This window comes from Vibrio sp. A37 (genome assembly GCF_059777565.1).
Map to the genome: position 1 here is coordinate 405303 of NZ_JBLNLI010000003.1, position 12762 is coordinate 418064.

Below are 12762 nucleotides of genomic sequence, written 5' to 3' on the forward strand. Positions count from 1 at the left end.
CTCAGAATGTAAATTCACTTTCAATTAGACGCGTTTCTGCTACAGGGCATGGCCATAGAACCTTAAATTAAATTGCCCTTTTTGAAGTACCGGTATCACCTCATATCTTTGAGTCGTGGCGTATGCTGGCTTCATATTTTGTAAATTATGAATAGGATGGATGCTTGCCATGATCAGACTCTATTCGATTTGTTGCGCTTATATATAAGCAGCAGCCAAGACTCTTTATGCACTGGTACTTGTTGAAGGGGCGATCAACAAGAGTTATATGAGTTGAGAGGTTTATATATGCTTCTGTAAAAGGGGATACTCGACCAACTAAGCCTCGTTGGCTAATGTAGCAAAATGCGTTGCCTTGTATTGTTGAATATGCTCAACAATAGGCTGGGCTTTGTTGTAGGTGCGAATTTCTCTAAAGAGGCTTGCAGCTTCAGAATATTCTTGGCGCAGGTAGGAAAACCATTGCTTTACGCGGTTTGGGTAGTATAGCCCTTTGTCGCCTTTGATCTCGTACTGCGAGTATAAAAGCAATAGATCAACCACTTGTTTCCAAGGCATGATTGAATGGTCATATTTCACCACATTGCCTAAGTTTGGTACGTTAAATGCCCCGCGGCAGACCATTAAAGAATCAATGCCTGTCGTTTCGATACAAGCTTGGCCATCAGCGTATGACCAGATTTCACCGTTTGCGGTTAATGGAATGGAAATACGTTGGCGGATTTTGTCGATATAAGGCCACTTAATCTCGCTAGCTCTGTATCCATCGACTTTTGTCCGTGCATGAACGGTTAGTCCATTTGCACCGGCTTGTTGAATAGCATCAGCAATTTCATAGCAGTCTTCAGGGTTTTCCCAACCAAGGCGAATTTTTGCGGTGACAGGAACCTCTTTAGAGACTGCCTCGCGGCAGGACTTGACCACTTGATAAATGATATCAGGATGTTGGAGTAGGGCTGCACCGCCTTTACTTTTGTTAACGAGTTTAGCTGGGCAACCAAAGTTAATATCAACACCTTTTGCCCCAAGGCTTTCAGCACGTACGGCGTTTTCAGCCATCCAATTCGGATCCTGGCCAAGCAGTTGAATGTGTACAGGTGTGCCACTTTGGGTTGTTGAACCTTTCTTCAATTCAGGGCAAAGGCGATAAAAGACGTGTTCAGGAAGCAACTGGTCAACGACACGAACAAACTCGGTGACGCACAGATCATAGTCGTTGATATCCGTTAAGATCTCACGCATTAAATGGTCTAATACGCCTTCCATAGGGCCTAAAACTACACGCATTTTATGTTTGCCTTACTTAACCATGACAAGGAGAAATTCTGGAGGGGCAGATTGTAGTGGCAGTAATGGGAAATGTCACGAACCATTCAATACATACATAAACCATTGCAAGTGAACACATGGCATAAACTATTTCTGTGATATACGCGCATCATAGAGCGGTTTGTGGGTATAATGCCCACGATTCTATCCTAAAAATGAAGATCATAATGACTTATCAAGTAATCGATTTAAAAGAGAGTAACCTTGCCCAATCTGAGTATTTTGTTGAAGGGTTGGTACTCGCATCTAACTTTGCTATCAAGCCATTGTCTCCTGAAAGTTGGCTAGCGAGTCTCTTCGGAGAAGAAGCTTCTCTCTCTATCAAGGAGAGCGTAGTAGAACAGATTAACAAGCAATATGCTCAGCTCAAATCCAGTGCTTATCAAGTGGCTGATATCATTGATGTAAGCGTTCAGCAGAAAGAGCTTTCGCAATTTGCAGAAGGTTTTATGACCTTGTGGCCACTCGTTGAGCAGCAGTGGCAACAAGAGCAAATGAATGATGGAGCGCTTCGTATGATGCAAGCTCTACTGACAACTTTTATGCTTGCACTTGATGAAGAAAAAACACGTGAGCAGATGAAGCAAGTCGGGTATGAAGAGCCGCCAATGCTTAAAGATTTGCTTCCTCAGCTCGATATGATGATCAATGAAGTTGCCTTAGCGGCAGACGAGCTTATGACGGGCAACAAGAGCCAGCAAGTAAATCCTTATAAAGAGGTGGGCCGCAACGATGTATGTGTCTGTGGTAGCGGCGAGAAGTTTAAACAATGCTGCGGTAAATAATTCGAACTAATTGCGTTGTTTCTATTCCTATATAGAGGTTCAGCGAATATTTAAAGTAGATATCGTTGTAATGAAGAATTTGGAGCTCAATGAATGAAAAAGATATACGGCCTACTATTACTATTGTTCAGTTGTTCAGTGTTTGCCTCACCAAAAGATGTGCTGAATGCTCGCCTAGCTATGAATCAAGGCTTTAGTGCCGACTTTACCCAGAAAGTGATCAGTCCTGATGGCGAAGTTTTAATGCAAGGTAAAGGTAAGGTAGAAATAGCTAGACCAAATATGTTTCGTTGGGCGACAAGTTCTCCAGAAGAAAACTTATTAGTATCGAATGGAAGCTCACTTTGGTATTACCAACCATCTTTAGAGCAAGTGACAATTTACAATCAACAGAAAGCAACGGCATCAACGCCTTTCATACTGTTAACACGAAATAAACCCAGTGATTGGGATCATTACAAAGTAACCCGTAATGGAAATCTGTTTACTCTGACCTCTACTGAGAAGGATTCAACTCAAGGCGTTTATCAAATTGATATCACTGATAAAGGCATTGTGAAAGATTTCAACGTGCGTCAACAAGACGGGCAACAAAGCTTATTCGCATTCGAAAACGTGCAATTGAAAACACCTAGTATTAGTCAATTTAAATTTACTGTGCCAAAAGGAGTACAAGTTGACGATCAAAGGAACTGATATTGAGTAACTATGACTTGGACTTTGCCAGTGGAGAAGACTTTCGTCCGCTGGCAGCTCGCATGAGGCCAATAAAAATAGAACAGTACATTGGCCAACAGCACATTTTAGCCCCCGGAAAACCTCTACGCCGCGCAGTAGAATCTGGTCAGCTACATTCAATGATACTTTGGGGCCCTCCCGGTACAGGAAAAACGACATTGGCGGAAGTCGTTGCGAATTATGCCAATGCGGAAGTTGAGCGCGTATCGGCGGTGACTTCTGGAGTTAAAGACATACGCCTTGCTATCGATAAAGCCCGTGAAAATAAAACTGTCGGTAAACGGACCATTTTGTTTGTCGACGAGGTTCACCGATTTAACAAATCTCAGCAAGATGCTTTCTTGCCTCACATAGAAGATGGCACAGTGACCTTCATTGGGGCCACGACTGAAAACCCTTCTTTTGAACTGAATAATGCACTGCTATCTCGGGCCCGGGTTTACAAGCTTACTTCACTTTCTAACCAAGATATTTTATTGGCTATCAATCAAGCAATCACCGATAAAGAACGCGGTCTAGGGAAAGTTGAAGCCGAAATTGATGAAGGTGTTCTGGATAGGTTGTCTGAGTTAGTTAATGGAGACGCTCGAATGTCCCTTAACTACCTTGAACTGCTCTTTGATATGGCAGAAGACAATGAAAGCGGCAAAAAACATCTAACCTTGCCGCTTTTGGCCGAAGTTGCTGGAGAGAAAGTGTCACGTTTCGACAACAAAGGCGACATTTGGTACGACTTAATATCCGCAGTTCACAAGTCTATTCGAGGCTCTAATCCTGATGGTGCTCTCTACTGGGCAGCAAGAATGATTAATGCGGGCTGTGATCCTTTATATATTGCTCGAAGGTTGTTGGCGATTGCTTCAGAAGATATTGGCAACGCAGACCCCAGAGCCATGCAAGTCGCGTTAAGTGCTTGGGACTGTTTTACTCGAGTTGGTCCGGCAGAAGGTGAACGAGCCATCGCTCAAGCCATTGTTTATCTAGCATGCGCTCCAAAAAGTAATGCGGTTTATACGGCATGGAAGCAAGCGCTAAATGATGCGCAAAACCTACCTGAATACGAAGTGCCTCATCATCTAAGAAATGCGCCGACGTCTCTAATGAAAGATTTAGGTTATGGTGCTGAATATCGATACGCCCACGATGAGCCGGGAGCCTATGCTGCGGGAGAAAAATACTTTCCGCCTGAAATGGACAATAAACGCTACTATTTTCCAACAAATAGGGGCTTGGAAACAAAAATCGGTGAGAAGTTAGATTATTTAGCCAATTTAGACGCAAAAAGCCCACAAAAGCGCTATGAAAAATAGCTGCTTTTAGTTATCTTACCCGTTAAGGTTTTCAACCTTAATTTCTTCAATAACGCATAACATTTTTATGCGTTTTATCGTAACTTAAAGCATAGGATTAGAAATGCTGGATTCTAAATTACTTCGCACTGAGCTGGAAGAAACAGCTGCAAAACTAGCGCGTCGTGGGTATACCTTAGACGTAGAGACAATTCGTCAACTTGAAGAGCAACGCAAGTCCCTTCAAGTCGAAGTAGAAAATTTACAATCCTCGCGTAACTCTATATCCAAGCAAATCGGCCAGAAAATGGCGGCAGGTGATAAGGCTGGTGCCGAAGAAATCAAAAAACAGATTGGTTCTCTTGGTAGTGACCTTGAAGCGAAGAAAGTACAACTTTCTGAGATTCAGGGCAAAGTTGAGGCAATCACGTTAACAGTACCAAACTTGCCAGATGAAGCAGCACCAAATGGAAAAGATGAGTCTGAAAATGTTGAAATCTCTCGTTGGGGTGAGCCAAAGACATATTCCTTTGAAGTCAAAGATCACGTTGATCTAGGTGAGCTTTCTGGTGGTTTAGATTTCGCTAGTGCGACTAAGCTGACTGGGGCTCGCTTTATCGTGATGAAAGGACAGTTTGCTCGCCTTCACCGTGCAATTGCTCAATTCATGCTCGATCTTCACACAGATCAACATGGCTATACGGAAATGTATGTGCCTTACTTGGTAAACGAAGAAAGCTTATTAGGTACAGGGCAACTGCCTAAATTTGGTGAAGATTTGTTCCATACTGAGCCGCTAACAGAAAAAGTGAATGACGAAGAGCCACGTCGCTTCTCGTTGATCCCAACGTCTGAAGTACCACTGACCAACATGGTTCGCGATTCTATTGTTGATGAAGCTGAGCTTCCAATTAAGATGACCGCTCACACACCATGTTTCCGTTCAGAAGCGGGCTCTTATGGTCGTGATACTCGTGGTTTGATTCGTATGCATCAGTTCGACAAAGTTGAGCTTGTTCAAATCACTAAACCAGAAGATTCAGATGCAGCATTGGAAGAGATCACTAGCCACGCTGAAAAAGTACTACAGCTGCTGGAACTACCATATCGTAAAGTGATTCTATGTACTGGTGACATGGGCTTTGGCGCTCGTAAAACTTACGATCTTGAAGTTTGGGTTCCCGCTCAAGAGACATATCGTGAAATATCTTCTTGCTCGAATACTGGTGATTTCCAAGCTCGCCGTATGCAAGCACGTTTTCGCCGTAAGGGTGAGAAAAAACCTGAGCTGCTACATACATTAAATGGCTCTGGTTTGGCAGTAGGCCGTACAATGGTTGCTATTTTAGAAAACAATCAAGAAGCAGATGGCCGTGTTGCTATTCCAACTGCATTGCAAAAGTATATGAACGGATTAACGCATATCGGTTAATTGTCTCTAAGCTACTGTTAGGCCAGCAAGTTTTGCTGGCCTTTTTCTTACCTGCCTCTCCGTAGTTCTTAGATATCTCGGAATCCAAAGAGGCATTTCCCGTTTCAGCGTTGTGTCGACTTCTACTCTAATCTACTGAAGCTTCCTCATCTATCACCTCGAATATTTATAGTCCAGCGTTCGGTTTACCTTTTTGAATTACAAGTGTCGATACAGACAAAACTTAGTTGTAGATCGCAAAATTATAATTTTCATGAATAATATTTCTTGAACAAGGTAGTATCCTTTAACTCATCGGAGGTCTGATAAGGAGTGTAAGTTTGAAAGCAATAATTGTATCGGTACTAGCTGTCGTTTTGGTTTATATCACCCCCACATCTGCAATAGCAGATGATTCAGAGTACACAAAAACTAAGTATCCAATAGTACTTGTCCATGGGCTATTTGGATTTGATACGCTGGCTGGAGTTGATTATTTCTTTGGCATACCACAGTCGTTGGCGAAAAGTGGTGCTACCGTTTTTGTTGCTCAAATGTCCGCAGCAAATAGTACAGAAATAAGAGGAGAGCAACTTCTAGCGCAAGTGCAAGAAGTCCTAGCGATCACCGGGTCTGAAAAAGTCAACTTAATAGGCCACAGTCACGGTGGGCCGACGGCTCGATATGTCGCTTCTGTTTCTCCTGACTTGGTTGCGTCTGTTACGAGTATTGGTGGCGTAAACAAAGGCTCTCGTATAGCCGATATACTTCGTGGAACGATACCAGAAGATTCGATTTCTGAAGAAATAACTGTAAAAATCACAGAAGCATTTTTGGCTCTCATCAATCTTTTATCCGGCGGTAGAGACTTGCCTCAAGATCCTCTCGAAGCGCTTGCATCTCTGACGACAGAGGGGTCACTTGAATTCAATCAAAAATTTCCCGAAGGGGTACCTAGCTCAGATTGCGGGGAAGGGGATTACATAGGTCCAAATGGTGTGTATTACTATTCATGGACAGGAGATAGGAACTTTACCAACGCATTAGATCCGTCAGATGCATTTCTAGTTGTTCTTGGTTTGGCATTTAACGAGCCAAATGATGGGCTCGTAGCAACCTGTAGCACTCATTTAGGAAAGGTAATACGGGACGACTACAAAATGAATCATCTAGATGAAATCAACGGTTTACTAGGTATTACACACCTTTTTGAAACCGACCCAAAGACTCTGTATCGCCAACACGCTAACCGATTGAAACTGCAAGGGTTATAAGAATGAAGAAGGCCGTATTATCTGTTTATGTAGTCACGACAGTCGTATTAGCGGCTTTTATCTACTTTGAAACAGATCGTACAAATGTGGATATTAGGGCTGAATCTCAGAAAGATACCAATATCGATAATGACTCAACCAGAGACACGTTTGAATATTTTTTGTCTGGGCTGGGGGAAGCGGAGCTTGAGGAAATTAATGTTCGCTTTGAAAAGTTTAAAAATATGCACAAAGGTAAACAGACCATTAGTTTAGATCTGTTTCATCGATACGTTAAATATAAAGAAGCATTGCAATACTTAGATGCTTCAACGACAAAACACCTAGATTTAACCGAGTTGAGAAAACTTGATAACCAATTAAACGACCTCCAAGCCAAGTATTTCTCTGCTGAAGAGCGAGAACAGCTTTTTTCTGAAGAAACTCAGTATCGGCGTATAGCACTTCGCCAGTTAGAATTGAGAGAGTTGGCTCAAGGTAATGAAGACTTTGATAACTTGTGGCAGCAAGAAGTTGATAATATGCCAGAAAGTCTACAAGAGAGCTATCGCAATGCGCGCTTATTGACTCAGCTACAGCAAACCTACGCTCTTAATGGCCAAGACCGCTATTTAAAGCAGCAAGATTTAGTTGGCTCTGACGCCGCTGAAAGGCTAGCAAATCTCCAAACAGAAAGAGTTGAATTTCAACGAAATTTTGCACAGTACATACAACAACGTGAAAAAATTTTAAGTAATTCGTCTCTAAATTACGAAGCTCGGATTCAAGCCATTCAAGGGTTAAGAAATGATATGTTTAGTTTAAAGCAGCAACGTCGAGTTATTGCTTTGGAGTCTAGGTATGATGACTAGAGTCTAATAGTCATAATAAATCCGTGATAAAAGCCAATGTACTGAAGCGATTAGAATATTTCGATGTTGCTTGCTTGGAATATTCGTATAGAAGGGAACTTAGACTTATGTGGTGGCCGAATTGATTCGGCCACCACACTGTTTGTAACGTTTAAATTGAAAAGATTAAACCGCTAAGAATCTATTATTCAGTGTGCGATCTCTCTTTTGGTTTCGGTAATATGGTTTGTACGCATACTTAGCGCGACAAAAACGCCGACGAGCATGAGCGAAAATAATAACCATGCTGCATTGTGAAATCCTTCTAAAAGATTTTGAGTGGATAGGGCAATTAACAGCGAGAGAGCAGCTCCGAGGTTTCCTCCTAGCTCTTGAATAGTGGAATATGTGCCTGTCGCGATCCCTGCTTGATGTACGGAGAGGGTTGAAACAGCAACGGTAGTTGTTGGGCCCCAGATCAGAGAGATAGCGATGCCAAAGCAGATCATCGCAGCAATCACTAATTTTGGCTCAGCATTTTGCGGTAAGTTAATCAGTATAAGGGCCGAAAGCATCGCGAATATAAAACCTGCGGCAATCCAATATTTAGCGTGATGTATACCGTATAGTTTCGCAACTAAACTGGTAAGCAAGATTTGCGGTAAAGGTAAAAATACCATTACTAGCCCTACTTGCAACGCACTATAATGAGCGATATTTTCCAAAAATAGTGGCACTAATAAAAATGCGCTCCAAATAAAGAAGATTAATAAACCACTATTAATTGATGCTTTTAAAAATAACGGATCACTCAGAAGGTCAGCGCGTAAAATAGGCATTTCTGCCCGTTTTTCGACCCAGATTAGACTTACAAAGCTGACCGCACATACTGTTATTGCTGCGCCAATCCATAGATTAGGCAAAGAGCCAAATTCAACGATTGATAGCACTAGACTTCCTACACCAACGGTCAATAATATTGTACCAAAGATGTCGAGACTTGGGCTTTCTTGCTCGTTTTTACTCTCGTTGGCGTACTTAATTACTAGCAAGCTAGATGTGATTGTTAGAATTAGTACAAACCAATATATTGAACGCCATCCCATGAATCCGATCAACATACCACCGACTATTGGGCCTGCAGCGAGCGAAACACCAATCATTGTAGCCCACAGACCCACAGCTTTACTGCGTTCATGTTCTGGAAACTCTAGTGACATCATCGCTTGCGAAGTTGAAAGCATAATAGCATTACCAATTCCGGTTAAAAATTGCAACGCTATAATCACATAGATGCTTTGACTAAGTGCATCTCCCACCATTGCTACTGAAGTGCACGCTAGCCCTACTAGGAACAGTTTCTTTCGACCGAAGATATCTGACAGTCGACCAAAAGTTACGAGAGATGCGCAACCAATAATGCCGAATATGTTAATTATCCACTGTGCCTGGAGGAGTTCTGCGTGTAATTCCTTTGTTATAGTGGGCAATGAAACATTCATCATTGGGTAAAAAATACTAATAGCCACGATGCCCAAGCATATACCCAAAATGCTTGGTATATTTAGAGTTGACTTGTTTTTAGCCATGAAAATTTACTCTTGTTTAAAGTTAAGTTGTGGTGAGAAATATCGGATAAATTTGAACGGAATATAATGTGAAGTTGTAGATATTCTTCTCTAGGAAAATGATTTGAATATGGTGTTGTCACACTGATCCTTCAACTGCGTGACTCAAGTAGATGCTTAGTGTCAACCACTACAGAGCGTTCAAAGTTCTACCCTATAAGGAGCCTACAGACTAATTGGAACTAATGAGTAGGTAAAATTATCATTAATTCTAATATCTATAATTATTCTTTATTATTATGAGTCGAGGTGGACACGTAACTTTCGAGGTCGGCTTTAGGTATGGTAATGATTTGCTTAAGAATAGATTGAGGTATAATTATAGCTCTTACAGGGTTGTCTATAATATCTAGCGTTCAGACGCTATTAAAGATGAATTTAGATGGTACACCTTTAGGCAAATTGCCTTTCCAATAATAGAAAGGCATAGAAAACATGAATGTAGTACAAAATGCGACTGTAGTGTGCAGGTTATACCAATTGAGTCTCAAGGTGTTGGCGTTGCCATACCTTTTCATGAAAGAAGTAAGCGACTGAGTTAATTGCTGGTTCAATCGTAGCCATCAACCCTCCTATAAAGGCGTCACCCGTCAATACATAAGTTACCGTAAACGCAACACTAAAGTGAATGACAGCAAAACTTATGGTTTTTATTTTCGTCATAAGCTGCTTTCGTTTTAAGAATGGAATTTGATTCCATGCTTTCTCGTGAGCGTAAAAAGCTACCGTATTGATAGATGGTTCAATCATGGCAATTAAACTTCCCAATAAAAAATCTCCGGTTAATACATACGCTACAGCAGTTGCGATTGAAAAGTGAATGGCTGCAAAGGTGATTGTCTTGAACATCGTACTATCCTCTAGTCTTTTCTTAGTAAATATTATTGATAATCATTCTCATTAAGTAAAGAGGAATTTATCGATTAATATAATTGGCTGTGCCTATTGATTTGTGACTAATAATAGGTTTTATCGTTGGCTAAAGGCAGCTAAAGGAAAAGGCGTAAGGGTATGTTGTAAAAAGTAAAAGTGGTTAAGAGTTTGAGAAGTGACATATCTAGCTTACAGCAGCAGCGCCGAGCTATTGCTTTAGAGTCGCTATATGATCGCTCACATCTCAACTACAATATTGAGAATAAGCTTAATTGCATAACTGAATGTAAACTCTAAATTAATCAAATTGTTGCAACAATATGCATCTAACAGTATATTTCAAAAATTAATCGTACAGTTGCCGAATGGTCACCCACTAGATAAAGCATAGAATGAATATACGTTTTAAAGTTTCCTTTTTGATGTTCTTGCTATTTGCAGTTTCCATTGTAAATACTTATTTTATATTCCAGTTAGAGAAAGACGGGAACGAAAAACTTTCGTGGGTGAGTCATACTAACCAAGTACTATTTGAATCAGAAAAGCTGCTTGGTGGGTTTCGCGATGCGGAAACTGGCCAACGTGGCTACTTATTAACTGAAAATCCTGACTATCTAGAACCTTATCATCACGCCCTCACTAGTATATTTCAAACCTATGAGCGATTAACGGAGCTCACTTCTGACAATCCGATACAGCAAGAGTTGTTGTCTAACATGAATAAGGATATGAAGTTAAAGTTAGAAGAGCTTAAAGAAACTATCGATCTAACAAATAGTGGCAAAAGAGCGCAAGCTCTAGAGATAGTTGAAATGAATAAAGGCAAACGCTTTATGGATAATATCCGCAATAATTTGCGTAGATTTACATCTAATGAGCTGTTGCTACTGGAAAAACGTAAGGGGGAATACAACAGTAGTCGTGCCAGAATCACGACATTGATCGTTGTCGAGTTCGCTTTGTTTTTTGTTCTTGCGATTATTACTTTCATTTATATTCGAAATAGTTTGTTTCGGCCACTAGAAACACTAGTTGCGAATGCGAAGAGAATAGAGCGAGGGGAGCTTCTACAATATTCTGACATTCTACCAAAAGACGAAATTGGGTCACTATCAAAAACCTTTATTGTAATGAGCGAAAAAGTCTATCAGAGAGAGAAAGCCTTAGAACAAAAAGCACATTATGATGAACTTACTGGTCTTAAAAATCGCTCTATGTTGGATATAGAGCTTGATGAAGCACTGGCACAAACAGAAGCGACTAAGTTAAAAACGGCCATCCTATTTATTGACGTTAACAAACTTAAGCATATTAATGATACTAAAGGCCATGAGGTAGGTGATGGCTTGCTCATTCAAGCTGCGAAAAGTCTATTGGCAAGCGTCCGTGGCTCTGACTCCGTATTCAGAATCGGGGGTGATGAGTTTCTTATCTTACTGAGAGGTATTGTTGACAGGTCTGATGTGAATTCGATTGTCAACAATATTAATTTAGAACTCAATGAATCAAAAAATATTAATGGCTCTTTACTACACATATCGTTGAGTATTGGTGCCGCCTTTGCTCCTGATGATAGTAAAGTAGCGAAGGAGCTGATTCGATTTGCGGACGTGGCAATGTACAAAGCGAAAGAAAGTAATTTGAAAGAAGCGTGCTTTTTTTCCCATGATTTACTTAGTCGCGGCGACAAAGAATAAATATAAAGCTTTATCTATGAGCACGATTGAGTCGAAGAATGTCTAACTCAGCCTTCTCGGAAGGCTTATATCATTCATCAATTATAATTATTGAGAATAGAGTCTAAGGTACCTTTTTGACGAAGGTTTTTAAAGCCTTTGTTCAGTAAAGCTTCTAGCTTTCGAGCATGTTCATATCGTTTTGATATGAGCATGAAAAATTTGTCTCCCTCGTTTCCAGGTATCGCTTCAGCTTTAAGTGTGCCACTGGTGATATAGTCAATTCCGTGCTCAATTTTAAAGCCTGTCATAATTTCTCGGCGCGTTAAAAAAACCGCGCATCGGCCACTGTGAGTTTTTTGAATAAGTTGCTCAAATGACTTAGCTAAACGCTCTATTTTATTTGAGTCGATACCTATTCCATCATAATTGAAGCCATACACACCACAAATTTGATACTTTTCTAGGTCGGTTATACTCTTTATTTTCAGGCCATCTGGAAATCGTTTAGTTGAATAGACGTAGATAGGGTGCAAAGTATAGTAATACTCTGTCATGATAAATTCTCTATCTCGCTCAGCACTGTATGATGCACTTAATGCAACGTCATAGACGCCGACTTTCGAGCCTTCAACACATCTTTTCCAAGAAGGCATTGCAACAGAAAAGGCAATATTTTTAGGTAGCAATATTTCGTTTAGTACGTCGACGTCATATCCAACCGTTTTTCCGTCTTGTTTAAATGTATATGGAGGCCATCCTCCACCGTCACCACAGAATTTAACTGGCTTTTCAAATGCACTGAAGGTTGTGGTGGAAAACAATAGTGGCAGTATAAGTAATAAGCTTCTTAACATGTCCTTTGCTAGCTATCCAATAACTAAATTTATATAGAACAGTTTAGAAGAATAATTAACATAAAGCTTAAT

At 40.7% G+C, this 12762-nt stretch carries 11 protein-coding genes; 7 read left to right on the forward strand and 4 right to left on the reverse strand.

The annotated features are described in order from the left end of the window. Positions 1-318: 318 nt before the first annotated feature. Positions 319-1287 carry a tRNA dihydrouridine(16) synthase DusC gene (dusC, locus tag ACM2FC_RS07945; RefSeq protein WP_498480350.1) on the reverse strand — a complete coding sequence of 323 codons (969 nt, stop codon included), beginning with the start codon at positions 1285-1287 and terminating at the stop codon, positions 319-321. Positions 1288-1496: 209 nt separating this feature from the next. On the opposite strand from dusC, the gene ACM2FC_RS07950 reads away from it, so the two are divergent. The 6 genes from ACM2FC_RS07950 to ACM2FC_RS07975 all read left to right on the forward strand — a co-directional run bounded on the left by ACM2FC_RS07950 (position 1497) and on the right by ACM2FC_RS07975 (position 7677). After that, the gene (locus tag ACM2FC_RS07950) at positions 1497-2114 is read left to right on the forward strand and encodes a YecA family protein (protein WP_498480351.1); all 618 of its coding nucleotides are present in this window, start codon (positions 1497-1499) and stop codon (positions 2112-2114) included. Positions 2115-2207: 93 nt separating this feature from the next. Continuing rightward, complete coding sequence (lolA, locus tag ACM2FC_RS07955) at positions 2208-2810, forward strand: outer membrane lipoprotein periplasmic chaperone LolA (RefSeq protein ID WP_498480352.1); 603 nt, start codon at positions 2208-2210, stop codon at positions 2808-2810. A gap of 2 nt (positions 2811-2812) precedes the next feature. Then, the gene (locus ACM2FC_RS07960) at positions 2813-4162 is read left to right on the forward strand and encodes a replication-associated recombination protein A (protein ID WP_498480353.1); all 1350 of its coding nucleotides are present in this window, start codon (positions 2813-2815) and stop codon (positions 4160-4162) included. A gap of 103 nt (positions 4163-4265) precedes the next feature. Next, a complete protein-coding gene (gene serS / locus ACM2FC_RS07965; protein ID WP_498480354.1) occupies positions 4266-5573 on the forward strand; it encodes a serine--tRNA ligase in 1308 nt (435 codons plus the stop codon). Between the two features lie 356 nt (positions 5574-5929). Beyond that, the gene (locus ACM2FC_RS07970) at positions 5930-6826 is read left to right on the forward strand and encodes an esterase/lipase family protein (RefSeq protein WP_498480421.1); all 897 of its coding nucleotides are present in this window, start codon (positions 5930-5932) and stop codon (positions 6824-6826) included. A 2-nt stretch (positions 6827-6828) separates the two neighbouring features. Continuing rightward, a complete protein-coding gene (locus ACM2FC_RS07975) occupies positions 6829-7677 on the forward strand; it encodes a lipase secretion chaperone (RefSeq protein WP_498480355.1) in 849 nt (282 codons plus the stop codon). Positions 7678-7865: 188 nt separating this feature from the next. On the opposite strand, the gene ACM2FC_RS07980 is transcribed toward ACM2FC_RS07975, so the two are convergent. Together ACM2FC_RS07980 and ACM2FC_RS07985 are read right to left on the reverse strand one after the other, a co-directional pair. Continuing rightward, a complete protein-coding gene (locus ACM2FC_RS07980) occupies positions 7866-9245 on the reverse strand; it encodes an MFS transporter (protein ID WP_498480356.1) in 1380 nt (459 codons plus the stop codon). 510 nt (positions 9246-9755) lie between these two features. Further along, complete coding sequence (locus tag ACM2FC_RS07985; RefSeq protein WP_498480357.1) at positions 9756-10133, reverse strand: DUF2061 domain-containing protein; 378 nt, start codon at positions 10131-10133, stop codon at positions 9756-9758. Positions 10134-10549: 416 nt separating this feature from the next. Here ACM2FC_RS07985 and ACM2FC_RS07990 point away from each other — a divergent pair, with 416 nt between their 5' ends. After that, positions 10550-11854, forward strand: coding sequence for a CHASE3 domain-containing protein (locus ACM2FC_RS07990; protein WP_498480358.1), 1305 nt, complete (start codon positions 10550-10552; stop codon positions 11852-11854). Between the two features lie 77 nt (positions 11855-11931). Here the strand turns inward: ACM2FC_RS07990 and ACM2FC_RS07995 are convergent, their stop codons facing one another. Next, a complete protein-coding gene (locus ACM2FC_RS07995; protein ID WP_498480359.1) occupies positions 11932-12690 on the reverse strand; it encodes a substrate-binding periplasmic protein in 759 nt (252 codons plus the stop codon). Positions 12691-12762: the final 72 nt, after the last annotated feature.

Excerpts from the sequence above, each read along its gene's own strand:
- ACM2FC_RS07975 (WP_498480355.1), top strand. The coding sequence starts at position 6,829 with ATGAAGAAGGCCGTATTATCTGTTTATGTAGTCACGACAGTCGTATTA.
- dusC (WP_498480350.1), bottom strand. The coding sequence starts at position 1,287 with ATGCGTGTAGTTTTAGGCCCTATGGAAGGCGTATTAGACCATTTAATG.
- ACM2FC_RS07980 (WP_498480356.1), bottom strand. The coding sequence starts at position 9,245 with ATGGCTAAAAACAAGTCAACTCTAAATATACCAAGCATTTTGGGTATA.
- ACM2FC_RS07995 (WP_498480359.1), bottom strand. The coding sequence starts at position 12,690 with ATGTTAAGAAGCTTATTACTTATACTGCCACTATTGTTTTCCACCACA.
- ACM2FC_RS07985 (WP_498480357.1), bottom strand. The coding sequence starts at position 10,133 with ATGTTCAAGACAATCACCTTTGCAGCCATTCACTTTTCAATCGCAACT.
- lolA (WP_498480352.1), top strand. The coding sequence starts at position 2,208 with ATGAAAAAGATATACGGCCTACTATTACTATTGTTCAGTTGTTCAGTG.
- serS (WP_498480354.1), top strand. The coding sequence starts at position 4,266 with ATGCTGGATTCTAAATTACTTCGCACTGAGCTGGAAGAAACAGCTGCA.
- ACM2FC_RS07990 (WP_498480358.1), top strand. The coding sequence starts at position 10,550 with ATGAATATACGTTTTAAAGTTTCCTTTTTGATGTTCTTGCTATTTGCA.
- ACM2FC_RS07950 (WP_498480351.1), top strand. The coding sequence starts at position 1,497 with ATGACTTATCAAGTAATCGATTTAAAAGAGAGTAACCTTGCCCAATCT.